We start from the raw sequence: 24,169 nt of genomic DNA, 5'->3' as shown, positions 1-24,169 counted from the left end.
TTTTTTGTGCGCTATTGATTACAGTACTGCGACAATCGCTTCGCACAGCGGCGCCATGTTATCTGGCGTCATTCCGGCTACGTTTACACGTCCGGAAGCGACGGCATAGACACCAAACTCTTCACGCAGACGCAGAACCTGTTCTTTAGTCAGGCCGCTGAATGAGAACATGCCGTTCTGTTTAATGATAAAGCTGAAGTCGCGGCTTGCACCTTTCTCCTGCAGCGTATTCACGAACAGTAAACGCATGCGCTGAATGCGTTGGCGCATATCAGTCAGCTCTTGTTCCCAGATGGCGCGCAGCGCGTCGTTGCTCAGAATCGTAGCGACTACGGATGCACCGTGCGCCGGCGGGTTGGAATAGTTAGCACGAATGGCTGATTTCATCTGGCTAAACGCGCGGTCAACGGTTTCAGCATCGGCTGCAACCAGCGTACAGGCGCCTACGCGCTCATTGTACAGACCAAAGTTCTTGGAGTAGGAGCTGGCGACGATCAGCTCTTTGTGCAGCGCCGCGAATGCGCGCAGACCTTCCGCATCTTCTTCCAGACCACGGGCAAAACCCTGGTAAGCGAAGTCAAACAGCGGCAACCAACCTTTATCGACGGAAAGCTGAGCCAGCGTTTGCCACTGCTCCAGTGTTGGATCGATACCGGTTGGGTTATGGCAGCAGCCGTGGAATAACACCACGTCGCCGGCCTGCGCTTCGCTGAGGCTTGCCAGCATCGCATCAAAGTCTAAAGAATGGTTTGCCGCATCGTAATAATTGTATTCACGAACTTCCAGACCGGCAGAGTTAAAGACGCTCTTATGGTTCGGCCAGCTTGGATTGCTCACCCAAACGCGTTTAGCCGAGGTGTTTTTTGCCAGGAAATCAGCTGCTACACGCAGTGCGCCAGTACCACCAGGGGTCTGTGCTGTACGTGCGCGTTTGTCGTTGATAAGCGAACTCTCTTTACCAAACAGTAATTCCTGAGTGCAGCGACCAAACTCTGGAATACCGTCAATGCCAAGGTAGTTTTTGGTGGTTTCATTTTCCAGTATATATTGCTCGGCTTTTTTAACGCTGGTCAGTACCGGCGTTTTGCCTGTCTCATCTTTATATACACCGATCCCGAGGTTTATTTTTCCTGGGCGGTCATCGGCACGAAACAAATCAGCCAGACCCAAAATAGGGTCGGCAGGAGCGGCGGTAATGTTCTCAAACATGACGAGGTTCCATAGTGATTACAGAAGGGAAGTCCGCTATCAGGTTAACGGTAGATTTACAAAATGCCAACCGTTACTGACGAAAAGCTGAGGTGTTTTTTTAAGACGCAAGAATCCGCTAGCAGAGATAAAAAAACAGGACCGAAGTCCTGTTTTTTAGGCATTTAACAAAGAGGTCTGCTATTAGAACTGGTAAACGATACCTACTGCGACGGTGTCGTCAGAGCCTACGCCCAGTTTGTTGTCAGAATCGATCTGGTTGATGATGTAATCAACATAGGTGGACATGTTTTTGTTGAAGTAGTAAGTCGCACCCACTTCGAAGTAGTTCACCAGATCTACGTCACCGATGCCTTCAATGTCCTTACCTTTAGATTTGGTATAGGCGAGGGACGGACGCAGGCCGAAGTCGAACTGATACTGGGCAACCAACAGCACGTCTTCAGTTTTGTTGGCATAACCGTTAGCGATACGGGTTGCGTTGTGGGTTTCGCTATAGTTAGCTGCCAGGTAGATGTTGTTCGCATCGTACTTAACGCCGGTCGCCCACTGCTCAGCTTTGTCGCCATGGCCGCGCAGAGCCGGGTTTTGTTGAGCATCGGTACGGTCAGCCGCACCGTAAGCGCCTACGATACCGAAGCCGTCGAATTCGTAGCTGATAGAACCGCCAACGCCATCACCGTTAGAGCGACGAACGTCATCACGCTCATTTTTGCCCAGGTACTGAACGGCGAAGTTCAGGCCTTCAACCAGACCGAAGAAGTTGGAGTTACGGTAGGTTGCGAGACCGCCGTTACGCTGGGAGAAGAACTGGTCAGAAGCAGCGGTATCACCACCGAATTCTGGCAGCATATCGGTGTAACCCAGCGCATCGTATACGACGCCGTAGTTACGACCGTAGTCGAAGGAGCCCGCGTCGCCGAATTTCAGACCGGCAAACGCCAGACGAGTTTTGTTACCGTCCTGCGCGTTTGAGCCTTCAGCATTGTTGCCGGCAAAGTTGTATTCCCACTGGCCGTAACCGGTCAGTTGGTCGTTAATCTGAGTTTCCCCTTTGAAACCAAGACGGGCGTATGTCTGATCGCCGTTAGCAGCGTAGGCATTTTCACCGTTGTGCTTGGAAAAATAGTGCAGACCCACAGCTTTACCGTAAATGTCTACTTTGTTGCCATCTTTGTTATAAACTTCTGCAGCGTTAGCTGCCCCGGCTACCAGCAGAGCAGGGATAACCACTGCCAGAATATTGCGCTTCATCATTATTTATTACCCTCATCGGTTTTTATATGACACCTGCCACTGCCGCCAATAAATTCCGTCAATAAAAATTTACGGAACTATTGATGAGAGTTTGGTGTCTTTATGTGTCTGACAGGCATCTTTCCATTCAAACTATCGTTTCGCTACTCTCAAAGTGCTACAAATATAAAGATTTAGTTTCAAAAAGAAAAAATGTGTAACAAAATGTTATTTTTGTGCAACTTTGTGAACAACTTCAAACTTCAGATGCCTCCGCGCTAAAAATCACCCCTGTTATTTCTATTTATATGATTTTCTTATATTTAATTTTGCTAAGACCGCTTTTTCTTCGCGATGACTAAAAGAACTGATTTAACTGAAGGTGATTTATGGACATCTGGACAGCCGTGTGAAAGGTTAAAAAATGTACTATTTAATCAGAAAATGCTAATCCACAATAAAACTGCTGATTATTTTTTGTTCGAATGTGTTGCTGTGAAATATTACGTAACAGGAAGAGGGGAGGCGAAGGGTTGTATTTAACGTGTTATGGGGATCCCTGTAACGTGGCGCGGTTACAAAAAAGGCCAGCAATGAATGCTGGCCTTTGGATTAAAAATTCAGCTTTAGAAGCTGGCGTTACGCGGAGTACGCGGGAACGGAATGACATCACGGACGTTCTGCACGCCAGTAACGTAGGCAATCAGACGCTCGAAGCCTAAGCCGAAGCCGGAATGCGGAACGGTACCGTAGCGGCGCAGGTCGCGATACCACCAGTAATCTTCTTTATTCAGACCCATCTCCAGCATACGGGCATCCAGCACGTCCAGACGCTCTTCACGCTGAGAACCACCGATGATTTCACCGATTCCCGGAGCCAGTACGTCCATTGCCGCAACGGTTTTACCGTCTTCGTTAAGGCGCATATAAAACGCTTTGATATCTTTCGGGTAGTTTTTAACCACGACCGGCGCTTTAAAGTGCTCTTCAGCAAGATAACGTTCGTGCTCGGAAGAGAGATCCACACCCCAGTAAACCGGGTTTTCAAACTGTTTGCCGCATTTTTCGAGAATGCTTACCGCGTCGGTGTAGTCCACCTGCGCGAAGTCGGCGTCAATGAAACGTTCCAGGCGTGAAATCGCGTCTTTGTCGACGCGTTCAGCGAAGAATTTCATATCATCCGCACGCTCTGCCAGTACGGCCTTGAAAGCATACTTCAGCATGGCTTCAGCGAGGCCAGCCACGTCGTCCAGGTTAGCGAAAGCCACTTCTGGCTCCAGCATCCAGAACTCCGCCAGGTGACGGCTGGTGTTAGAGTTTTCCGCACGGAACGTCGGGCCAAAGGTATAAATTTTGGACAGGGCGCAGGCGTAGGTTTCGCCGTTCAACTGACCAGAAACGGTCAGGAAGGCTTCTTTACCGAAGAAGTCCTTATCGAAGTCGACTTTTCCCTGATCGTTACGCGGCAGGTTTTCCAGATCCAGCGTAGAAACACGGAACATCTCACCAGCGCCTTCCGTATCGGAAGCGGTGATCAGCGGCGTGGATACCCAAAAGAAACCCTGCTCATGGAAGAAGCGATGCAGCGCTTGCGCCAGCGTATGACGTACACGCGCTACTGCACCAATCATGTTGGTACGCGGACGCATGTGCGCCACTTCACGCAGATACTCAATGCTGTGACGCTTGGCCGCCATCGGGTAGGTGTCAGGATCTTCAACCCAGCCCGCGACTTCAACCTCAGTGGCCTGAATTTCAAAGCTCTGTCCCTGTCCAGGCGACGCAACGACTTTACCCGTTACGATAACTGAACAGCCGGTTGTCAGGCGCAATACGTCCTGATTGTAATTGGGCAGAGAATTATTGATGACGGCCTGTACAGGATCAAAGCAGGAACCGTCATAAACGGCGAGGAAGGAGATGCCAGCTTTTGAATCTCGGCGGGTACGTACCCATCCGCGCACGGTGACTTCGCTGTCAACGGCTACGCGGCCCTGGAGTACGTCGGCTACAGGCACAACGCTCATAATATTCTCTCTGTTAATAGTCGGATATATAAACACATGTCCACCCGTAATGGGGGGATACCTATGTTACCTGGCATCTGCAATCAGACAAGCAGAATTCGTTGCTGGAGTGAAAGATTTCGGAAATAAACGCGAAAAGGGAGCCGATGTGGCTCCCTGTGAAGATTAACTGGCTTTTTTAATATGCGGCAAATCGAAAGCTTTGCGCAACGCACGAACAAACGCTTTATCGTGGCAGATGGTTTTACCGGGGCTATCAGATAACTTCGCTACCGGTTTGCCGTTACATTCCACCAGCTTGATAACAATATTGAGCGGCTTAACCTGCGGAATATCACACGTTAGCCGTGTACCAATGCCAAAACTCAACTGTACGCGAGAAGAGAAGTGGCGGTAGAGCTCAATCGCTTTTTTCAGATCGAGGTTATCGGAGAACACCAGCGTTTTGCTCAGCGGATCAATCCCCAGTTTTTCATAGTGGGCAATGGCTTTTTCACCCCATTCAACCGGATCGCCAGAGTCGTGACGTAAGCCCTGGTAACGGGTCGCAAATTCAACGCCAAAGTCGCGTAAAAACGCGTCCATGGTGATGCAGTCCGTCAGCGCAATCCCGAGTTGATCAGGATATTCATTTAACCATGCGGCCAGCGCAACGCGCTGGCTGGTGGCAAGCTCCGGGCTGATTTGCTGATGAGCCTGGAACCACTCATGCGCTTGCGTACCCATCGGGGTTAATGACAGACGACGGGCGAGATCGTAGTTGCTGGTGCCGACAAACCAGGATTCTTGCTGCAGGCGTTTAACAATGGCCTGCTGTACTTCGCGTGAAAAACGACGGCGCGTACCGAAATCCATCAGATGGAAGCGGGACATATCGACATCTTTCGTTAAAGCAGAGAATTCGACTAGTTTGCTTTCCAGCTCATGGAGTGCCTGTGGGACGCCTGATTCGGGCGAACGGTAACGGTGCACCAGTTCGCTGATAACCGCCAGCAGCGGGACTTCCCACATGATCACTTCACGCCATGGACCGGTTAAGCGGATGTTCAGCTTGCCGTTATCGTTGGTGACGCACACCTGTTCCGGGTTATAGCGGAAATCACGTAACCAGGCGAGGTAATCAGCTTTAAAGAAAGGCAGGCCGGAGAGCCACTGGTACTCGTCCTCCTGCAGTCGCAGGTGCTGCATGGCATTCACCTGCTCACGAATAGCATCGGCATAAATACCGAGCAGGTCATCGCCACGGCAACGAAATTCAGCCGCTACTTGTACATCATAGTAGTGGTGAAAAACGGCTTGCTGCATATGCAACTTATAAGCGTCTGTATCCAGCAGCGAGTGCAGAACAGGAGAAGCGAATTGTGTCATAGGTGCGCAGTAGCATCCTCTCACGGGAGCGTTTAGTACAATAAACAACTAAGAAAACCGCTGGAGTATACCCTGTTTAGCGATTTATTGAACCCCGATCACACCATAAGCTGTCTTTCTGGTCGAGGGCAATTCGTGCCGCGTGTTATGAAAATGTAGCAAAAAGGGCGTTTGTGCCTGAAAAGATGAACATTCTGCGTAGCGCGATTTACGCAACAGGAATAGACTGAAGCCGAGACTCTACCAAAGATGCTAAAGGTTTTTTTATGACACAACAGCCACAAGCCAAATACCGTCACGACTATCGTGCGCCGGATTACCAGATTACTGATATTGACTTGACCTTTGACCTGGATGCTGAAAAAACCGTGGTCACCGCCGTGAGCCAGGCTGTCCGTCATGGTGCGTCCAGTGCGCCGCTGCGCCTGGATGGCGAAGATCTGACCCTGGTGTCAATCCACGTTAACGACGAGCCGTGGACAGAGTATAAAGAAGAAGAGGGCGCTCTGGTCATCAGTCAACTGCCGGAACGTTTTACGCTGCGTATCGTGAATGAAATTAGCCCGGCGGCCAATACCGCGCTGGAAGGACTGTATAAGTCTGGCGATGCGCTGTGCACCCAGTGTGAAGCAGAAGGGTTCCGCCATATTACCTGGTATCTCGACAGACCCGATGTTCTGGCGCGTTTTACCACCAAAATTATCGCCGATAAAACCCAATATCCGTTCCTGCTCTCTAACGGCAACCGCGTGGCGCAGGGTGAACTGGAAAACGGTCGTCACTGGGTACAGTGGCAGGATCCGTTCCCGAAACCATGCTATCTGTTTGCGCTGGTAGCCGGTGATTTCGACGTCCTGCGTGACACCTTTACCACCCGCTCAGGACGTGAAGTGGCGCTGGAACTGTATGTCGATCGCGGCAATCTGGACCGTGCGCCGTGGGCAATGACCTCACTGAAAAACTCCATGAAATGGGATGAGGAGCGTTTCGGCCTCGAGTATGACCTCGACATCTATATGATTGTCGCCGTCGACTTCTTCAATATGGGCGCGATGGAGAATAAAGGTCTGAACATCTTTAACTCCAAATATGTGCTGGCCCGCACCGATACGGCCACCGACAAAGACTATCTCGATATTGAACGCGTTATTGGTCACGAATATTTCCATAACTGGACCGGCAACCGTGTGACCTGTCGCGACTGGTTCCAGTTGAGCCTGAAAGAAGGTTTAACCGTGTTCCGCGATCAGGAGTTCAGTTCCGATCTCGGCTCACGTGCGGTAAACCGTATCAGCAATGTACGTACCATGCGCGGCCTGCAGTTTGCCGAAGACGCCAGCCCGATGGCGCACCCGATCCGCCCGGATATGGTCATCGAAATGAACAACTTCTATACCCTGACCGTGTATGAAAAGGGCGCTGAAGTCATTCGTATGATCCACACTCTGCTGGGTGAGGCTAACTTCCAGAAAGGGATGCAGCTGTACTTTGAGCGTCATGACGGCAGCGCTGCTACCTGTGATGATTTCGTGCAGGCGATGGAAGATGCGTCCAATGTCGATCTCTCTCATTTCCGCCGTTGGTACAGTCAGTCCGGTACGCCGATTCTGACCGTGCGTGATGACTACAATCCGTCAACGGAACAATACACGCTGACTATCAGCCAGCGTACGCCAGCCACGCCGGATCAGGCCGAGAAACAACCGCTGCATATTCCTTTCGCCCTCGAGTTGTATGACAACGAAGGGAAAGTGATCCCGCTACAAAAAGGCGGGCATCCGGTGAATGCCGTGCTCAACGTGACCCAGGCAGAACAGACATTTGTCTTCGATAACGTCTACTTCCAGCCGGTTCCGGCACTGCTGTGCGAATTCTCCGCACCGGTAAAACTGGAATACAAATGGAGCGATCAGCAACTGACCTTCCTGATGCGTCATGCGCGTAACGATTTCTCTCGTTGGGATGCGGCGCAAAGTCTGCTGGCGACCTATATTAAGCTCAACATTGCCCGTCATCAGCAGGGCCAGCCGTTGTCGCTGCCGGTACATGTGGCCGATGCTTTCCGCGCGATTTTGCTCGATGAGAAAATCGATCCGGCGCTGGCGGCAGAGATCCTGACGTTGCCTTCGGTAAATGAAATCGCCGAACTGTTCGATATCATCGATCCGGTCGCGATAACGGAAGTTCGCGAAGCATTGACCCGCACGCTGGCGGCTGAGCTGGCGGATGAATTCCTCGCTATCTATAACGCTAATCATCTTGACGAGTACCGCGTTGAGCATGCTGATATTGGTAAGCGTACGCTGCGCAATGCCTGCCTGCGCTTCCTGGCCTTTGGCGAAACCCATCTGGCTGACACGTTGGTTAGCAAGCAGTACCGCGAAGCGAACAATATGACTGACGCCCTGGCGGCGCTGTCCGCTGCGGTGGCGGCGCAACTGCCATGCCGTGACGCATTGATGCAGGAGTATGACGATAAATGGCATCATGACGGTCTGGTGATGGATAAATGGTTTATCCTGCAATCCACCAGCCCGGCGAGAAACGTGCTGGAAACGGTACGCGGTCTGCTGGAGCATCGTTCCTTCAGTATGAGTAACCCGAACCGTATTCGTTCCCTGATTGGTGCTTTTGCGGGTAGCAACCCGGCGGCTTTCCATGCGGAAGATGGCAGCGGCTATCAGTTCCTGGTCGATATGCTGACTGAGCTGAACAGCCGCAATCCGCAGGTGGCGTCACGTCTGATTGAGCCGTTGATTCGTTTGAAACGCTATGATGCCAAACGTCAGGCGAAGATGCGTGCGGCGCTGGAACAGTTGAAAGGCCTCGAGAATCTCTCCGGCGATCTGTTCGAGAAGATTGACAAAGCGTTAGCCTGATAATATTGCCGGATGGATCCGGCCTACCATTCACGCGTAGGCCGGATAAGCGGTAGCGCCATCCGGCGTTTTTAACCCTGCTTGCGTAGCTGAACTTCATTTTCGCCACGCTTCATCACCCGGTTCAACACTTCCGCTTCCAGCTCGGCTAACCGCACCGATCCCAAACGGCGGGGGCGCTGAATATCCACCGTCAGATCCAGCCCGATTTTACCCTCTTCGATCAATAGCACGCGGTCTGCCATTGCGACGGCCTCACTGACATCGTGCGTCACCAGCAGCACCGTAAAGCCGAGGTCCTGCCATAGCGAGACGATCAGATCCTGCATCTCAAGACGGGTTAACGCATCCAGCGCGCCGAGCGGTTCATCCAGTAACAGCAGGCCAGGGCGGTGAATTAATGCCCGCGCCAGGGCCACGCGCTGTTTTTGGCCGCCAGACAGGGCGGCAGGCCACTCCTGTGCCCGGTTTTCGAGGCCAACAGCGGCCAACGCATTACGGGCCGCATCGCGCCATTGACCTTTCAGCCCCAGACCAACGTTATCAATAACCGTTTTCCATGGCAGCAGACGCGCATCCTGAAACATCATGCGCGTATCATCCTGAATCTCTGCCAGCGGGGTAGTTCCGGCAAGTAATGCGCCTGAAGTGGGCGATTCCAGCCCAGCCAGCAGGCGCAGCAAGGTGCTTTTGCCACCGCCGCTGCGGCCCACTACGGCAACAAATTGCCCTGCCGGAATATGCAGATCTAATTGATTCAGTACCGTATTGGCGGCGTACTGTTTGGTCACGGCGCTCAGCAAAAGCGGCGTACCCTGATTCAAGCGAGCGGTATTCATACAGTAGCCTCCTTCACATGGTAAGCCGGGTTCCAGCGCAGCCAGACTCGCTCCAGCAGTTGGGCGCTGACATCGGCAAGTTTGCCGAGCAGGGCGTAGAGAATGATGGCCACTACCACCACGTCGGTTTGCAGAAATTCTCGGGCATTCATCGCCAGATAACCAATGCCGGCATTGGCGGAAATGGTTTCTGCAACGATCAACGTCAGCCACATCAGTCCGAGAGCAAAACGTACGCCAACCATAATCGAGGGCAGGGCGCCGGGCAGGATCACATGGATAAACAGTGAAAAGCCGGACAACCCATAGCTGCGCGCCATTTCCACCAGGCCGCGATCGATATTGCGGATCCCGTGCCAGGTGTTGATGTAAATCGGGAACAGTGTGCCCAAGGCGACGAGAAAGATCTTCGCCGATTCATCAATGCCGAACCACAAAATCACCAGCGGGATCAGCGCCAGATGGGGAACGTTGCGCAGCATCTGTATCGACGTATCCAGCAGGCGTTCCCCCCAGCGTGAAAGACCGCTGATGAGTCCCAGCGTCAAACCCAACGATCCACCGATCGAGAATCCGATCAGCGCCCGCCAGGAACTGATCGCCAGATGCTGCCAAAGCTCGCCGCTGGCGGAGAGCGTCCAGAAGGCTTCGACAACGCCTTCCGGGGAGGGCAGGATGCGAGTGGATAGCCAGCCCATTGACGAGGCTATCTGCCAGAGCGCCACCAGACCTACCGGCAAAAACCAGGGTGCGAGGCGCAATAGCCACCTGTTTTTCGGTGTTGTCATCAGCGTGCTCCTTAGCTTTGCGCGACCTTACGGGGAATAAATTCGTTAGCCACCGCTTCGCCTTGTTGGTGCAGACGCGGTGGCTGTGGAATTTCAGGTATCGAAACATCCAGATGCGGGAACAGTAGCTCGCCAACTTTGTACGCCTCTTCCAGATGCGGATACCCCGACAGCACAAAGCTGTCGATACCCAGCGCGGCGTACTCGTTTATGCGCGCTGCGACGGTCGGGCCGTCGCCGACCAGCGCGGTTCCGGCGCCGCCACGCACCAGCCCAACGCCTGCCCACAGGTTCGGGCTTATTTCCAGTTTGTCGCGTTTACCGTTGTGCAGCGCGGCCATCCGCTGTTGGCCAACCGAATCTGTTCTTGAGAAGGCGGCCTGGGCTTTGGCAATCGTGTCGTCATCAAGATGCGAAATCAGACGCTCCGCTGCCTGCCACGCCTCATCCGTCGTCTCCCGCACGATCACATGCAAACGAATACCAAAGCGGATCTTGCGTCCAAGCGCTGCTGCTTTGGCTCGCACTTGCTCAATCTTCTCTTTCACCTGTTCAGGCGGTTCGCCCCAGGTCAGATAGAGATCAACCTGCTCGGCAGCCAGGTCTTGCGCGACATCGGAAGAACCGCCGAAATAAAGCGGCGGCCAGGGTTGTTGTACGGGAGGAAAAAACAGCTTCGCGCCGCGGACGTGCATATGTTTGCCGTTGAAATCCACCGTTTCCCCCTGTAACAGCCGACGCCAGATCTGGGTGAATTCAGCAGAAGCTTCATAGCGCTCGGTGTGATCAAGAAACACGCCGTCGCCAGCCAGCTCCTGCGGATCGCTGCCGGTCACCAGGTTAAACAGCGCCCGGCCGTTAGAGAGTCTGTCGAGCGTTGCAGCCTGGCGTGCTGCAACCGTTGGCGAGGTTACGCTTGGACGCAGCGCGACCAAAAACTTGAGCCGCTGAGTAACAGGGATCATGGAGGCGGCTACCAGCCAGGCATCTTCACAGGAGCGACCGGTTGGGATCAAAACGCCGGTAAATCCCAGGCGATCGGCAGCCTGCGCGATTTGCTGCAGATAACTGTGATCGACCGGACGCGAGCCTTCTTCCGTCCCCAGATAGTGGCCATCCCCGTGGGTGGGTAAAAACCAGAACATGTTCAGACTCATAATTTTGCTCCTGTCTGCTGAGTGGGTTGCCAGATACGCTGGCGAATATCGATTTTTTTCGGCACCAGACGATTGTCATAAAACAGATCGGCGGTTTGTTGTTGCAGGGCGGCAACCGAGGCGCTGACGGGTGAGATGGTCGTTGGCGGCCGGTGATCAAGATAAGACGCAATCACCGGCTCTGGCAGTCCCATGGTTTTGGCCAGCAGGGTAATACTTTGCTGGCGCTGGCTGAGGGTTAACGCATCAGCCTGGCTAAAGGTATCCAGCACGCCAAGAACAAACGCGCCATTTTTCTCGGCATAAGGACGCGCGGCGAGATAAAAGGAGCCGGTCTGTTTGAGGTCTGAGCCGTCTTTCAGCACGCGCACATCACCCTGCAGCAACGCGGCGGAATAGTAAGGATCCCAGATAGCCCACGCATCAACGTTACGTTGCTGGAAGGCTGCTCTGGCATCTGCGGGTGTCAGATATGTTGGTTGAATATCGGTAAATTTCAGCCCGGCCTGTTGTAAGGCTCGCAGCAGTAAATTGTGGGCGCTGGAACCTTTCTGGAAGGCGACTTTATGCCCTTTGAGCTGCGCAACGCTCTGGATCGGGCTGTTTTTGGGCACCAGAATCACTTCGGCTTTTGGTTTGGGCGGCTCGACGCCAACGTAAACCAGATCGGCTCCGGCGGCCTGGGCGAAAATCGGCGGAATGTCACCGGTACTGCCGAGATCGATACTGCCAATATTGAGTGCTTCCAGCATTTGCGGCCCTGCCGGAAACTCAATCCACGAGATTTTGGTCTGTGGGTAGCGTTTCTCCAGTAGCTGATGGCTTTTTGCCAGCACCATACTGACGCTTCCTTTCTGGTAACCTATGCGCAGCGCGTCTGGTGCAGACTCTGCGGCATGGACGAGCGTAGAAAGTGACAGCAATCCGGTCAACGCCAACCACGGCGTGTGACGCTTGAGCAGATTAAGCATGGGCGGCACCTCGCAGAGCATTCAATTGAGGAAGTTGGACATCACGACGATGCAACGCCAGCCAGAAGGTGTCGAGCGCATTGTCCAGACGCAGTTGCAGGTTGGGCGTAAACTGCGGTTTATGCTGATAATCAATGACCTGTGAATCATCAGCAAAAACACCGTGCAGGATTTCCTGGGCTTTTAACGCGCTCAGCACCGGCTTAAGCGCGTAATCAACGGCCAGTAAATGCGCCACGGTACCGCCTGTTGCCAGCGGCAAAACCACTTTTCCTTCCAGTGCGCGTTCGGGAAGCAGATCGAGCAACGTTTTCAACGCGCCGGAGTAAGCTGCTTTGTAGACCGGCGTTGCAACAATCAATCCGTCGGCGTCGTGCAGTTGTTCGACAAAGGTTTTCAGCGCCGGGCTGTCGAAGCGCGCATAGATCAGGTCTTCTGGGGCAAAGTTGTGCAGATTCCAGTGACAGACTTCGACATCCTGGCCGTTCAGTTTTTCCCGGGCGTATTCCAGTAAGGCGCTGGAGCGAGAGGGGAAGCGTGGACTTCCCGCCAGAGTAATGACGCGCATAATTTCAATCTCCCCTTATAACTAATTGTTCGCTTTTATTTAACATTGATAACAATTCGTGCAGTCTGGCAGAGAGATTTTGTTTATCGAAATGATTTATACGGGATAGAAAAGTTGAAAAATGAATAAAACGGCAGAAGCAGGAAAACGATTGCTATTTATTGCCGCAGGTCAATTCCCTTTTTGCTCGCGATCGCACATAATACGCCCCCGGTTTGCACACCGGGAATCCAGGAGAGTTCATGTACTACCCCTTCGTTCGTAAAGCCCTTTTCCAGCTCGATCCTGAGCGCGCTCATGAATTGACATTCCAGCAGTTACGTCGCATTACCGGCACGCCGCTCGAAGCGCTTGTCCGCCAGAAAGTACCCGCAAAACCGGTTACCTGTATGGGGCTGACGTTTAAAAATCCGCTCGGGCTTGCTGCCGGACTGGATAAAGACGGGGAGTGCATTGATGCGCTCGGTGCGATGGGATTCGGTTCAATTGAGATTGGTACCGTGACGCCACGCCCCCAGCCCGGGAACGATAAACCACGTCTGTTCCGTCTGGTGGATGCGGAAGGTTTGATCAACCGCATGGGATTCAATAACCTGGGTGTTGATAACCTGGTAGAGAACGTTAAGAAATCACATTTTGACGGCATTCTCGGCATTAATATTGGTAAGAATAAAGATACTCCGGTAGAAAACGGCAAAGATGACTATCTGATTTGTATGGAAAAAGTCTATGCTTATGCCGGTTATATCGCGATTAATATCTCTTCACCGAATACGCCGGGATTACGCACGCTGCAATACGGTGAAGCGCTGGATGATCTGCTGACGGCAATTAAAAATAAGCAAAACGATCTGCAAGCGATCCACCATAAATATGTTCCGGTGGCCGTAAAGATCGCGCCGGATCTTTCCGTCGAAGAACTGATCCAGGTTGCCGACAGTTTAGTTCGGCATAATATTGATGGTGTAATTGCAACTAACACCACTCTCGATCGTTCTCTCGTACAGGGAATGAAAAATTGCGATCAAATGGGGGGACTGAGCGGTCGTCCGTTACAATTAAAAAGTACAGAAATTATTCGCCAGTTGTCTCAGGAATTAAATGGTCAGTTACCGATTATTGGCGTTGGCGGTATTGACTCGGTGATTGCCGCGCGCGAGAAAATAGCCGCCGGCGCAACCCTCGTACAGATTTATTCGGGCTTTATTTTTAAAGGCCCGCCGTTGATTAAAGAAATCGTCACCAATATCTGAATGCTACCTTAATCACAATCCAGGGCTTTATTTCTAGCCCTGGTTGTTTTATATTCCTTTACTGTTGCTTATTTAAACATTCTGAGCTTTTATTATTAGGGCAATAAACGAAGCGGCAAAAGGATACTGTCGTAACGGCGATGATTAAGGAAAGGAGAGAAACTGATGCGAATTAAACCCGACGATAACTGGCGCTGGTATTATGATGAAGAGCACGATCGTATGATGCTCGATTTAGCCAATGGTATGTTATTCCGTTCGCGTTTTGCTCGTAAAATGCTCACGCCTGATGCCTTTACTCCTTCCGGATTTTGCGTTGATGACGCCGCGCTTTATTTTTCCTTTGAAGAAAAATGCCGCTATCTGGATTTAGCGAAAGAACAAAAAGCGGAACTGGTGCTCAATGCGCTGGTGGCTATTCGTTATCTTAAGCCGCAGATGCCAAAAAGTTGGCACTTTGTCGCCCACGGCATTAACTGGACGCCAGTGCCAGGGGACGCTGCCTGTGTCGATTTAAGCGATACCGATGAACAGGTAAACCTGTTAGTGGTTGAGCCGGGTGAAAACGCCGCGCTTTGTCTGCTGGCGCAACCGGGCGTGGTGATTGCCGGACGCACCATGCAGCTTGGCGACGCAATTAAAATCATGAATGACAGACTGAAACCGCAGACAATGGTTGACAGTTTCAGCCTTGAGCAGGCGGTTTAACTTTCCAGCCTGATTGCCGTTTTGGGCACACAACTGCAGCACAGAATTGTCCCGTCATCTCCCATCGCTGATTTTTTCAGCGGGCTCACTTCGCCTTCTACCAACCGAATTCGACAGCATCCGCAAATTCCCGCCCGACATGAGTAGGGAACCCGGATACCCTGGTTTTCCAGCTGTTCAAGCAATACCTGCTGATTATTTCCGCGAAAGGTCTGTCCCTGCCACTCGATAAGCACCGTGGCATCGGGTTGTTGCACCGGGGCAGTATCATCGGTTTCTGCCGCGCCATATACTCTGGCCGGACCGGTGGACAGAATTTCAACCTCGTCGCCGACGCGAATCACGCCACTGTTACGCGCAATGAGATTCTGACCAAAATCGACATCGCCGTTATCCGTCGCAGTGCGAAAGCTTTGCAGCGTGGCCAGCGGTTCGCCGGACGGATGCTTCTGACCTTTTTCAGGGCTGACGGTGGTGAAAATGCAGCGGCTACAAGGTTTAGCCACGTCAAAAATAACCTCGCCAATGCGGATCACTTTCCAGGTATCTTCTTCCCAGGCGGCAGCGCCTGAAACCACCAGATTGGGGCGAAACTGCTCCATTTTTACGCTTGCCGGGCAGCGCTGCTGCAAATCGCGCAATGACGCTTCGTTAGTTAAAAGGTAGGGATAACCATCGGCAAAGGATAACGGAACATCATCGCGGCGCTTCACCCGGCGTGTCAGCTGCGGACCAACCCAGCGAAGCTGCACGTCACGGGAGAAAAAACCGCTCAGCCACTGGTTGATAGCCGCTGGCGCAATACGCGCGGTAAAATGGTTGCCCCACACTTCCGTCGGCGCATCCTGCAGGGCGAAGTCGGCAAATCGCACAAGCGCGCTGCTACCGTCTGGCGCCGTAAGATGCAATCCATCGTGGAAAGGGGAAGGGGTAAAACGCACCATCTGTGGGAACTGTCGGGCGGTAATGAACGTCCCGTCGGGTTCGGTAATCATAAATATGCGATCAAAGGCGAGACCACTAACGTCTGCCAGAGCGTGGGTAAGCCCAATACCGCGCATTGATTTAACCGGATGAATAAAAAGTCGGGTTAACGTGACCACTGTACAGCCCCTCGAGCGAAAATAAGCCTTCAACTTTATGACATACCGCCCATATTAGCTATAATGCGCAGCAATTTTCTCGGAGTAAAAGTGACATTATGAATTCTCTGTTTGCCAGTACGGCCCGCGGGCTGGAAGAGCTGTTAAAAACTGAACTGGAAAACCTTGGCGCGCTGGAGTGTCAGGTCGTTCAGGGTGGGGTCCATTTTAAGGGCGACACGCGGCTTGTTTACCAGAGCCTGATGTGGAGCCGCCTGGCCTCGCGCATTATCCTGCCGATGGGAGAGTGCAAGGTCTACAGCGATCTTGATCTGTACCTCGGTGTTCAGGCAATCGACTGGACAGAGATATTTAATCCGGGCGCTACATTTGCGGTGCATTTTAGCGGCCTGAACGAAACCATTCGTAATAGTCAGTACGGGGCGCTGAAGGTAAAGGATGCGATTGTCGACGCCTTTACCCGTAAAAATCTGCCGCGTCCGAATGTGGATCGTGAATCTCCGGATCTGCGCATTAACGTGTGGCTGAATAAAGATACCGCCAGTATTGCGCTCGATCTGAGCGGTGATGGCCTGCATCAGCGTGGGTATCGCGATCGCGCAGGTCAGGCGCCGATTAAAGAAACGCTGGCTGCCGCCATTGTGATGCGTTCAGGTTGGCAACCGGGCACGCCGTTACTCGATCCGATGTGTGGCTCCGGTACACTGCTGATTGAAGCGGCGATGTGGGCAACCGATCGTGCGCCTGGTCTGCACCGTGGTTATTGGGGCTTTAGCGGTTGGGCGCAGCACGATGACGCTGTGTGGCAAGAGGTTAAAGCCGAAGCGCAGGTGCGCGCGCGTAAGGGTCTCGCAGACTACACCTCGCACTTCTATGGATCTGACAGCGATGCTCGCGTAATTGAAAAAGCACGCAGTAACGCCCGTCGCGCCGGAATTGCCGATCTGATGACGTTTGAAGTTAAAGATGTCGCCAAACTGAGCAACCCGTTACCGAAAGGACCGTACGGGACGGTTATCAGCAACCCGCCGTACGGCGAACGTCTGGATAGCGAACCGGCGCTGATTGCCCTGCACAGCCTGCTGGGGCGCACAATGAAAAACCAGTTTGGCGGCTGGAATCTGTCCCTGTTTAGCGCCTCGCCGGATTTGCTCAGCAGCCTGCAATTACGTGCTGATAAGCAGTTTAAAGCGAAAAATGGTCCGCTGGATTGCGTGCAGAAGAACTATCACGTTGCAGAAACCACCGCCGACAGTAAGCCTGCCACGGTCGCGGAAGATTATGCCAACCGCCTGCGTAAGAATCTTAAGAAGCTGGAAAAATGGGCGCGTCAGGAAGGTATTGAATGCTATCGCCTGTACGATGCCGACCTGCCGGAATACAACGTGGCGGTAGATCGCTACGGTGACTGGGTCGTGGTGCAGGAATACGCGCCGCCAAAAACGGTCGATACGCAGAAAGCGCGTCAACGCCTGTTCGACATCATTGCCGCTACGCTCTCGGTACTTGAGATTGCCCCGAATAAACTGGTGCTGAAAACCCGTGAACGTCAAAAAGGCAAGAACCAGTATCAGAAGATGAATGAGAAGGGTGAATTCATTGAGGTAAGCGAGTACAACGCTCGTCTGTGGGTGAACCTGACTGACTATCTTGATACCGGTTTGTTCCTCGATCACCGCATTGCGCGTCGCATGCTGGGTCAGATGAGTAAAGGTAAGGATTTCCTCAATCTGTTCTCCTACACCGGTAGCGCCAGCGTTCATGCCGGACTGGGCGGCGCGCGGAGCACCACGACGGTTGATATGTCGCGTACCTACCTGGAATGGGCTGAACGCAACCTGCGTTTGAACGGCCTGAGTGGTCGCGCTCACCGTTTAATTCAGGCCGATTGTCTGGGCTGGCTGCGCGATGCCAATGAACAGTTCGATCTGATTTTCATCGATCCGCCAACGTTCTCTAACTCTAAACGCATGGAAGATTCGTTTGATGTGCAGCGCGATCATCTGGCGCTGATGAAAGATCTGAAACGTCTGTTACGTAAAGACGGGACGATCATGTTCTCCAACAACAAACGTGGATTCCGTATGGATCTCGAGGGGCTGACTGAGCTGGGATTGAAAGCACAAGAAATTACCCAAAAAACGCTTTCCCAGGACTTTGCCCGTAACCGTCAGATCCACAATTGCTGGCTGATTACCGCAGCCTGAAAGGATAAGTAAATGTCATTGATCAGTATGCATGGTGCATGGCTGTCGTTCAGCGATGCGCCCCTTCTTGATAATGCGGAACTGCATATCGAGGATAACGAACGCGTCTGTCTGGTAGGCCGTAACGGCGCGGGCAAATCGACGCTGATGAAGATCCTGAACCGTGAACAGGGTCTTGACGACGGGCGTATTATTTATGAGCAGGATCTGGTCGTCGCGCGTCTGCAACAGGATCCGCCGCGTAACGTCGAGGGCAGCGTGTATGACTTCGTTGCCGAAGGTATTGAGGAACAGGCTGAATACCTGAAGCGGTATCATGATATTTCGCGCCTTGTCATGACCGATCCCAGTGACAGAAATCTGAATGAGATGGCGCGGGTTCAGGAAATGCTCGATCACCACAATCTGTGGCAACTCGAAAGTCGCATTAATGAAGTGTTGGCGCAACTGGGGCTGGATCCCAACGCCGCGCTTTCGTCGCTGTCTGGTGGTTGGCTGCGTAAAGCGGCGCTGGGCCGCGCGTTGGTGAGTAATCCGCGCGTATTGCTGCTCGATGAACCGACGAACCATCTGGACATTGAAACAATCGACTGGCTGGAAGGGTTCCTGAAATCCTTCAACGGGACAATCATTTTCATTTCCCACGACCGTTCATTTATTCGCAACATGGCGACGCGTATTGTTGATCTTGACCGCGGCAAACTGGTGACCTATCCGGGGAACTACGATCAGTATCTGCTGGAGAAAGAAGAAGCGCTGCGGGTAGAAGAGTTACAAAACGCGGAGTTTGATCGCAAGCTGGCGCAGGAAGAGGTTTGGATCCGCCAGGGTATCAAAGCGCGTCGTACCCGTAACGAAGGCCGTGTGCGCGCCCTGAAAGCGATGCGTCGCGAGCGCGGGGAACGTCGCGAAGTGATGGGCACGGCGAAGATGCAGGTTGAAGAGGCGAGCCGTTCGGGCAAGATTGTCTTCGAAATGGAGAATGTGGATTATCAGGTTGATGGTAAACAACTGGTAAAAGATTTCTCCGCGCAGGTGCAGCGCAGCGACAAAATTGCGTTAATTGGCCCTAACGGTTGCGGCAAGACGACGCTGCTCAAACTGATGCTAGGCCAACTGCAGGCTGACAGTGGACGTATTCATGTTGGGACCAGGCTGGAAGTGGCTTATTTCGATCAGCACCGGGCTGAACTGGATCCGGATAAAACCGTGATGGACAATCTGGCCGAAGGTAAGCAAGAGGTGATGGTTAACGGTAAACCCCGCCATGTGCTGGGCTACCTGCAGGACTTCCTGTTCCACCCGAAACGGGCGATGACGCCAGTACGCGCGCTCTCCGGTGGGGAACGAAATCGTCTGTTGCTGGCGCGTTTGTTTCTGAAGCCCAGTAATCTTTTAATTCTCGATGAACCAACGAACGATCTTGACGTCGAAACGCTGGAACTGCTTGAAGAGCTGATTGACAGCTATCAGGGCACCGTGCTGCTGGTGAGCCACGACCGTCAGTTTATGGATAATACCGTCACGGAATGTTGGATCTTCGAAGGCGGTGGTAAAATTGGTCGTTATGTCGGCGGTTACCATGACGCGCGCAGCCAGCAATCGCAGCATGTAGCGTTTAAACAGCCCGTTGTGAAAAAAACAGAGGAAGCTGTTGCTCCTAAAGCAGAAATTGTCAAACGTGGCACGAGCAAACTAAGCTATAAACTGCAGCGCGAACTGGAGCAGCTCCCCGCATTGCTTGAAGAACTGGAAGCTAAGCTGGAAACATTACAAGCTCAGGTTGCTGACGCCGCTTTTTTCAGTCAGCCGCACGAGCAAACGCAACAAGTTTTAGCTAATCTGAACGAAGCGGAACAAGAACTTGAGCAAGCCTTTGAGCGCTGGGAGTATCTTGAATCTTTGAAGAATGGCGCATAATTTAAAGGAGCACATATGTGCGAACATCACCATGCCGCGAAGCATATTTTGTGTTCGCAGTGTGACATGCTGGTGGCGTTACCGCGCCTTGAGCATGGTCAGAAAGCGGCATGTCCACGATGTGGCACTACGTTAACGGTTGAGTGGGACGCGCCGAGGCAGCGTCCTACTGCCTATGTTTTAGCAGCGCTGTTCATGCTGCTTTTATCAAACCTCTTCCCTTTTGTGAATATGAACGTCGCAGGGGTAAGCAGCGAAGTGACGTTGCTGGAAATCCCCAGCGTGCTCTTCTCTGAAGATTACGCCAGCCTCGGCACGTTTTTTTTATTATTCGTCCAGTTGGTTCCCGCGTTTTGTTTACTGACTATTCTGCTGCTGGTGAACCGTGCCGAAATGCCTGGCTGGCTAAAGGCCAGGCTTGCGCGCGTCCTGTTCCAGTTGAAAAGCTGGGGGATGGCGGAAATCTTCCTCGCCGGAGTGCTGGTCAGTTTCGTTAAGCTAATGGCTTATGGTGATATCGGCGTGGGCAGCAGTTTCATCCCATGGTGCTTCTTTTGTGTACTACAGCTACGGGCGTTCCAGTGCGTTGACCGCCGTTGGCTGTGGGATGATATTGCGCCAATGCCTGTCATTAACCAGGAATTAAAGCCAGGCGTACCCGGCATCCGGCAGGGGTTGCGTTCTTGTTCCTGCTGCACCGCGATTCTTCCCGCTGACGAACGGGTGTGCCCGCGCTGCGAGACGAAAGGCTACGTGCGTCGCAAAAACAGTCTGCAATGGACGATGGCGTTATTGTTCACGTCAATCATGCTTTATCTTCCTGCCAACATCCTGCCGATCATGATTACCGATTTGCTCGGATCCAAATTGCCGTCAACGATTCTTGAAGGCGTGGTTTTGATTTGGAGTGAGGGCTCTTATCCGGTGGCGGCGGTTATCTTTATCGCCAGTATTATGGTGCCGACGTTGAAAATGATTGCCATTGCCTGGCTATGTTGGGATGCCAAGGGTCACGGCAAACGTGACAGTGAACGTATGCACTTGATTTATGAAGTGGTGGAATTTGTCGGTCGCTGGTCAATGATCGACGTTTTTGTGATTGCGGTACTCTCTGCGCTGGTGCGCATGGGAGGGTTAATGAACATTTATCCTGCAATGGGTGCTTTGATGTTTGCTTTAGTCGTCATTATGACAATGTTTTCTGCGATGACATTTGATCCGCGTCTGTCGTGGGACCGTGAACCAGAACCAGATCATGAGGAGTCCTGACAGCATGGAATCTAAAAGTGGGGAAGCCAAAGTGCAGAAGGTGAAAAACTGGTCGCCCGTGTGGATATTCCCGATCGTTACTGCGCTTATTGGCGCATGGGTCCTGTTTTATCATTACAGCCATCAGGGGCCGGAAGTCACGCTGATTACCACCAATGCCGAAGGGATTGAAGGCGGCAAAACGACGATTAAAAGCCGCAGCGTGGATGTCGGCATCGTCGAGAGCGCGACTCTGACGGATGATTTGACCCATGTGGAGATTAAAGCTCGTCTTAACTCCGGAATGGAAAAGCTGCTGCATAAAGACTCTGTTTTTTGGGTGGTGAAGCCGCAGGTTGGTCGTGAAGGTATCAGCGGTCTGGGCACGCTATTATCCGGGGCATATATTGAACTGCAGCCCGGCAATAAAGGTAATAAGCTGGAAAATTACCAACTACTGGATTCACCGCCGCTGGCACCGCCAGATGCGAAAGGGATCCGCGTGATACTGGACAGTAAAAAAGCCGGGCAGTTAAGCCCGGGCGATCCGGTATTGTTCCGTGGATATCGTGTGGGGTCGGTTGAGACCAGCACCTTCGATGCGCAAAAGCGTACTATCAGCTACCAGCTTTTCATTAATGCGCCTAACGATCGTCTGGTGACCAGCAATGTGCGTTTCTGGAAAGACAGTGGGATCGCCGTGGATCTTACCTCCGCAGGTATGCGTGTGGAAATGGGATCGCTCTCCACGTTGTTTGGCGGTGGCGTAAGTTTTGATGTGCCAGAAGGTTTAGAACAAGGTGAGCCGGTTGGGCAACAGTCCGCGTTTAATCTTTATGACGATCAAAAAAGTATTCAGGATTCCCTGTATACCGATCATATTGACTACCTGATGTTCTTTAAGGATTCGATTCGTGGCCTGCAGCCAGGCGCGCCGCTGGAATTCCGCGGTATTCGTCTGGGGACGGTGAGTAAAGTCCCTTTCTTCTCACCGAACATGCGTCAGGTATTTAACAATGATTACCGCATTCCGGTGTTGGTACGCATCGAGCCTGAGCGCCTGAAAGCACAGCTGGGCGAGGACACTGATGTTGGCGCTCATCTGGAGCAATTGCTCAAACGCGGATTACGCGCATCGCTGAAAACCGGGAATCTGGTGACCGGCGCGCTGTATGTCGATCTCGACTTCTACCCGAAAGAACCACCGATTAGCGGTGTACGAGAATTTAATGGTTATCAGATTATCCCGACGGTGAGTGGCGGTTTAGCGCAGATCCAGCAGCGCCTGATGGAAGCGCTGGATAAGATTAATAATCTGCCGTTGAACCCGATGATTGAGCAGGCGACCAATACGTTGTCAGAAAGCCAGCGTACGATGAAGCATCTGCAAACCACGCTGGATAATATGAATAAGATCACATCCAGCCAGTCAATGCAGGATCTTCCGGCGGATATGCAAAATACGTTGCGTGAACTTAATCGTAGCATGCAGGGCTTCCAGCCGGGCTCGGCAGCCTACAACAAGATGGTGGCGGATATGCAGCGTCTTGATCAGGTACTGCGCGAACTGCAACCGGTACTGAAAACGTTGAACGATAAGAGCAATGCGCTGGTATTTGAAGCGAAGGACAAAAAAGATCCAGAGCCGAAGAGGGCGAAACAATGAAAAAGTGGCTAGTGGTGATGATGGCGGTCTGGCTGACGTCATGCAGCTCCAGCGGAGAAAATAAAAGCTATTACCAGCTTCCTATCGCGCAAGGGGGCGTCCAAAGCTCCGCCAACCAGGGTAACCGGCTGCTGTGGGTTGAGCAGATTGCGGTGCCGGACTATCTGGCGGGTAATGGGGTGGTTTACCAGACCAGCGATGTGCAATATGTGATAGCGAATAATAATCTCTGGGCCAGTCCTTTAGATCAGCAATTGCGCAATACGCTGGTGACGAACCTCAGTATGCAATTACCTGGCTGGGTTGTCGCTTCGCAGCCGCTGGGAAGCACGCAGGACACGCTGAACGTCACTGTGACCGGCTTCCACGGTAGGTACGATGGGAAGGTTATTGTCAGCGGCGAATGGTTACTGAATCACCAGGGGCAGTTGATCAAGCGTCCGTTCCACATCGAAGCAGTGCAGACCAGGGACGGCTACGATGAGATGGTGAAGGTTCTCGCCAGCGCCTGGAGTCAGGAAGCGACGGCCATAGCTCAAGAGCTGAAACGCATCCCTTAAGCTTAAATAATTGTAAATTATGCCGCCCCAGGTTCATTGCCCGGGGCGGTTTTTTTTATTTTTTAGCCGTGGAGATAACTGTTCTGTCTGATTTTTTTTGTACAAATGATTTCGCGGGTAGCTCACAAATATGACACTGGCGTGAATTTTGCGCATTGACGAGCCTGATGTTTAGGGGTATTCGTTTAGTGTGATTGCACACTTAGTAATCACTGTTTTCTTTTCCACCAGAACTAAAGATGAGGGAAACGAGGCATGAAGAGACAAAAACGAGATCGCCTGGAACGGGCACATCAACGTGGATATCAGGCCGGCATTGCCGGACGCTCAAAAGAAATGTGTCCCTATCAGGCGCTGAATCAGAGATCATACTGGCTGGGAGGCTGGCGAGAAGCCATGGGGGATAGGGTTTTAATGGCCTGATTCTGTCTCTTTAGATAAAAGAAACCTCCGCAGAGCGGA

Annotated in this window: 19 protein-coding genes; 9 read left to right on the top strand and 10 right to left on the bottom strand. The window is 52.4% G+C overall.

What is annotated here, in order from left to right; translation table 11 throughout:
- Positions 1–18 precede the first annotated feature (18 nt).
- From aspC to pncB, 4 genes are all read right to left on the bottom strand, one after another.
- Positions 19–1,209, bottom strand: a complete 1,191-nt coding sequence (aspC, locus tag OGV69_RS20210; protein ID WP_042309427.1) for an aspartate transaminase — start codon at positions 1,207–1,209, stop codon at positions 19–21.
- A gap of 183 nt (positions 1,210–1,392) precedes the next feature.
- Entirely contained in the window at positions 1,393–2,466 is a 1,074-nt protein-coding gene (gene ompF, locus OGV69_RS20205) for a porin OmpF (protein WP_042309425.1), read from the bottom strand.
- Positions 2,467–3,071: 605 nt separating this feature from the next.
- Positions 3,072–4,472: an asparagine--tRNA ligase gene (gene asnS / locus OGV69_RS20200; RefSeq protein ID WP_038639361.1), complete on the bottom strand. Its 1,401-nt coding sequence runs from the start codon at positions 4,470–4,472 to the stop codon at positions 3,072–3,074.
- 165 nt (positions 4,473–4,637) lie between these two features.
- Entirely contained in the window at positions 4,638–5,840 is a 1,203-nt protein-coding gene (gene pncB / locus OGV69_RS20195; RefSeq protein ID WP_069323257.1) for a nicotinate phosphoribosyltransferase, read from the bottom strand.
- Between the two features lie 266 nt (positions 5,841–6,106).
- Here pncB and pepN point away from each other — a divergent pair, with 266 nt between their 5' ends.
- A complete protein-coding gene (pepN, locus tag OGV69_RS20190) occupies positions 6,107–8,719 on the top strand; it encodes an aminopeptidase N (protein ID WP_069323258.1) in 2,613 nt (870 codons plus the stop codon).
- Between the two features lie 71 nt (positions 8,720–8,790).
- Here pepN and ssuB read toward each other — a convergent pair whose 3' ends face one another.
- The 5 genes from ssuB to ssuE are packed head-to-tail and all read right to left on the bottom strand — an operon-like array spanning position 8,791 to position 13,042.
- A complete protein-coding gene (gene ssuB, locus OGV69_RS20185) occupies positions 8,791–9,558 on the bottom strand; it encodes an aliphatic sulfonates ABC transporter ATP-binding protein (RefSeq protein WP_069323259.1) in 768 nt (255 codons plus the stop codon).
- Positions 9,555–10,346, bottom strand: a complete 792-nt coding sequence (gene ssuC / locus OGV69_RS20180; RefSeq protein WP_038639375.1) for an aliphatic sulfonate ABC transporter permease SsuC — start codon at positions 10,344–10,346, stop codon at positions 9,555–9,557. The genes ssuB and ssuC overlap by 4 nt, the downstream gene beginning before the upstream one ends.
- A gap of 11 nt (positions 10,347–10,357) precedes the next feature.
- Positions 10,358–11,503, bottom strand: coding sequence for an FMNH2-dependent alkanesulfonate monooxygenase (gene ssuD, locus OGV69_RS20175; protein ID WP_069323260.1), 1,146 nt, complete (start codon positions 11,501–11,503; stop codon positions 10,358–10,360).
- Positions 11,500–12,474 (bottom strand): sulfonate ABC transporter substrate-binding protein, encoded by a 975-nt coding sequence (locus tag OGV69_RS20170; RefSeq protein ID WP_069323261.1) that lies wholly within the window; start codon positions 12,472–12,474, stop codon positions 11,500–11,502. Before OGV69_RS20170 ends, ssuD begins: the two co-directional genes overlap by 4 nt.
- Entirely contained in the window at positions 12,467–13,042 is a 576-nt protein-coding gene (ssuE, locus tag OGV69_RS20165) for an NADPH-dependent FMN reductase (RefSeq protein ID WP_061381850.1), read from the bottom strand. Before ssuE ends, OGV69_RS20170 begins: the two co-directional genes overlap by 8 nt.
- Positions 13,043–13,284: 242 nt before the next feature.
- Between ssuE and pyrD the strand changes: the two genes are divergently transcribed.
- The gene (gene pyrD, locus OGV69_RS20160; protein WP_038639394.1) at positions 13,285–14,295 is read left to right on the top strand and encodes a quinone-dependent dihydroorotate dehydrogenase; all 1,011 of its coding nucleotides are present in this window, start codon (positions 13,285–13,287) and stop codon (positions 14,293–14,295) included.
- A gap of 165 nt (positions 14,296–14,460) precedes the next feature.
- Positions 14,461–15,003: a cell division protein ZapC gene (zapC, locus tag OGV69_RS20155; protein ID WP_038639397.1), complete on the top strand. Its 543-nt coding sequence runs from the start codon at positions 14,461–14,463 to the stop codon at positions 15,001–15,003.
- Here the strand turns inward: zapC and OGV69_RS20150 are convergent.
- On the bottom strand, positions 15,000–16,106 hold the full coding sequence (locus OGV69_RS20150) for a YcbX family protein (RefSeq protein ID WP_061381848.1): 1,107 nt from the start codon (positions 16,104–16,106) through the stop codon (positions 15,000–15,002). The two genes, zapC and OGV69_RS20150, sit on opposite strands and share 4 nt — an antisense overlap.
- 98 nt (positions 16,107–16,204) lie before the next feature.
- On the opposite strand from OGV69_RS20150, the gene rlmKL reads away from it, so the two are divergent.
- From rlmKL to rmf, 6 genes are all read left to right on the top strand, one after another.
- Positions 16,205–18,313 carry a bifunctional 23S rRNA (guanine(2069)-N(7))-methyltransferase RlmK/23S rRNA (guanine(2445)-N(2))-methyltransferase RlmL gene (gene rlmKL, locus OGV69_RS20145; protein WP_069323262.1) on the top strand — a complete coding sequence of 703 codons (2,109 nt, stop codon included), beginning with the start codon at positions 16,205–16,207 and terminating at the stop codon, positions 18,311–18,313.
- Between the two features lie 12 nt (positions 18,314–18,325).
- The gene (locus OGV69_RS20140; protein ID WP_069323263.1) at positions 18,326–20,233 is read left to right on the top strand and encodes an ABC transporter ATP-binding protein; all 1,908 of its coding nucleotides are present in this window, start codon (positions 18,326–18,328) and stop codon (positions 20,231–20,233) included.
- 15 nt (positions 20,234–20,248) lie between these two features.
- The gene (gene pqiA / locus OGV69_RS20135) at positions 20,249–21,502 is read left to right on the top strand and encodes a membrane integrity-associated transporter subunit PqiA (protein WP_038639412.1); all 1,254 of its coding nucleotides are present in this window, start codon (positions 20,249–20,251) and stop codon (positions 21,500–21,502) included.
- 4 nt (positions 21,503–21,506) lie between these two features.
- Complete coding sequence (gene pqiB, locus OGV69_RS20130) at positions 21,507–23,147, top strand: intermembrane transport protein PqiB (protein ID WP_038639416.1); 1,641 nt, start codon at positions 21,507–21,509, stop codon at positions 23,145–23,147.
- The gene (gene pqiC / locus OGV69_RS20125; RefSeq protein WP_038639420.1) at positions 23,144–23,707 is read left to right on the top strand and encodes a membrane integrity-associated transporter subunit PqiC; all 564 of its coding nucleotides are present in this window, start codon (positions 23,144–23,146) and stop codon (positions 23,705–23,707) included. Before pqiB ends, pqiC begins: the two co-directional genes overlap by 4 nt.
- A 255-nt stretch (positions 23,708–23,962) precedes the next feature.
- On the top strand, positions 23,963–24,130 hold the full coding sequence (rmf, locus tag OGV69_RS20120) for a ribosome modulation factor (RefSeq protein ID WP_071888121.1): 168 nt from the start codon (positions 23,963–23,965) through the stop codon (positions 24,128–24,130).
- Positions 24,131–24,169 lie beyond the last annotated feature (39 nt).

Origin of the sequence: Citrobacter sp. Cc139, from assembly GCF_030334645.1 — a bacterium.
Lineage (GTDB): Bacteria > Pseudomonadota > Gammaproteobacteria > Enterobacterales > Enterobacteriaceae > Citrobacter > Citrobacter werkmanii.
This window is presented reverse-complemented; position numbering and strand designations above follow the sequence as displayed.